The following is a 1,711-nucleotide window of genomic DNA, read 5'->3' as shown; positions in this document are numbered from 1 at the left end:
ATGGATCGCTCTATACACAAGCAGCCATTCAAACGAATGATCATGATTTCCCTAGCTCTGCAACAGGCAGTGTTATTCCTCATGGGTTTTATGACCTCAAACGAAACACAGGATATATCACGCTTGGAACGAGTCATGATACCAGTGAATTTGCCTGTGATAGCTTATTTCAATGGTGGGTAAACGAGGGTATTATTCATTATCCTAAAGCAAAATCATTGTTGATCCTTTGCGATGGTGGAGAGAGTAACAGCTCGCGGCACTACATTTTTAAAGAAGATTTACAAAAGACTGCGAATGCACTTGGATTGGAAATTAGGATTGCCCACTATCCTCCTTATACCTCCAAGTATAATCCCATTGAACATCGTTTTTTTCCTCATGTGACTCGTGCTTGTGAAGGTGTTGTATTTGACTCGGTTGAAACAGTTAAAACATTGATTTCTAGAACATCAACGTCAAAAGGACTAACAACAATTGTTCACATACTCGACAAAATATACGAGACAGGACGAAAATATGCCGCTGACTTCAAAGAAATAATGCCGATTGTATTTGATACACATTTACCAAAATGGAATTACCGTGCAATTCCTCAAGAATAATTAATATCGGGAAGTTGTTTCGTGCTTATTCCTTACTCACGTATATGGCGCTTACATTTTCCACATCCAGAACCTACACCCAGACATTGATGTAGTCCTCTATGAGTGTTCATACCATTATCAATAGCAGTCTGGATTTGTGAGTCGGTCACTGCTTTGCAAACGCAAATATACATTTGAAGCTCCAAGAGTTATTATATTATTGGTAATGATAGCAATTCTCATTTAGAAGTAAAGTGTTATTTTGGGAGAATATAGCTTGGTTTAGGCTTGTAGGTTAGATTCAAACTAAGGAATGCGGACGAAAACTATCTTGAAAAACACCGCGCTCGGTATCAACCAAAGTTTCCAGTAACATCGGACGGATGCGATAACGCTCTTCCCATTGTATAGGAAGGTGATGAGTTATCATGGATAACACGTAGAAGCGAGGTTTTTGGACTTCATCCAGGGCATAATCAGAAAACGAGCATTGTTCACGACTAACGACAAGTTTCTTTGCCGCTGTTCGTGCTCCAGCCAATTTGTGATCACATGGTGCCGTTTGCCAGGCGGCTGCGCTAAAGCCGAGCGCTGCAATAATTTTCTCGTCAAGGGTAACGAGGTAACGAAGCTGTGCGCCGGGTAGCGGTTTGTGACCTAGATAGTGGTAGCGATGTATATACTCATTCCATAATCGTGATTGATTACGGGTGATCACAGAACAAAGCTGGAGGACAGAAAATTCATGAACAGGCTGGAGGATAGTGGGGTGCTGGTCTCTGTCTGTTCAGTCAAGCTGAGTTTTTGTCGCGGGGGTGGCAGAGTGATAAGTCCATCTTCTGCCATTACAATAGATATTGGTCGATTGTGTTTAGAGAAAGAATGTACTAAAAGCAGAGAGTTTTTTTGAGTGAAAGTAATCTGGGCTTTATGGGTTATTAGCTAATTAGAATGTTTTGATGTAATTGACAAGTAGAATGATTCTCATTACAGTGTTAGTTAGTCGGCAGGGTTACTGTGCTGGTATCTCCTTGCTTAGCGTTTCAGGATGAGGACGTGATCGTTAATTCAATAACCAGCGGGGAGTCGCTATTTTTGCGAAAGCTTGTTTTGGGCATCCCAGC

Annotated in this window: 4 protein-coding genes; 2 read left to right on the top strand and 2 right to left on the bottom strand. The window is 41.3% G+C overall.

From position 1 onward, the window contains the following. The coding region (locus CDZ78_RS14790; RefSeq protein ID WP_140414087.1) for an ISAzo13 family transposase at positions 1–605 on the top strand (605 nt) is incomplete at its 5' end. 32 nt (positions 606–637) lie between these two features. Here CDZ78_RS14790 and CDZ78_RS14785 read toward each other — a convergent pair. Next, a complete protein-coding gene (locus CDZ78_RS14785; protein ID WP_087870700.1) occupies positions 638–781 on the bottom strand; it encodes a (2Fe-2S)-binding protein in 144 nt (47 codons plus the stop codon). A gap of 107 nt (positions 782–888) precedes the next feature. After that, on the bottom strand, positions 889–1,305 hold the full coding sequence (locus CDZ78_RS22120) for a Druantia anti-phage system protein DruA (RefSeq protein ID WP_230990834.1): 417 nt from the start codon (positions 1,303–1,305) through the stop codon (positions 889–891). Between the two features lie 27 nt (positions 1,306–1,332). On the opposite strand from CDZ78_RS22120, the gene CDZ78_RS22115 reads away from it, so the two are divergent. Next, the gene (locus CDZ78_RS22115; RefSeq protein ID WP_167374322.1) at positions 1,333–1,497 is read left to right on the top strand and encodes a hypothetical protein; all 165 of its coding nucleotides are present in this window, start codon (positions 1,333–1,335) and stop codon (positions 1,495–1,497) included. The last annotated feature ends 214 nt before the right edge of the window (positions 1,498–1,711 follow it).

Source organism: Bathymodiolus platifrons methanotrophic gill symbiont (assembly GCF_002189065.1).
Lineage (GTDB): Bacteria > Pseudomonadota > Gammaproteobacteria > Methylococcales > Methylomonadaceae > Methyloprofundus.
Note: the sequence above shows the minus strand (reverse complement) of the source record. Positions and strands in the feature narration are given on the sequence as shown.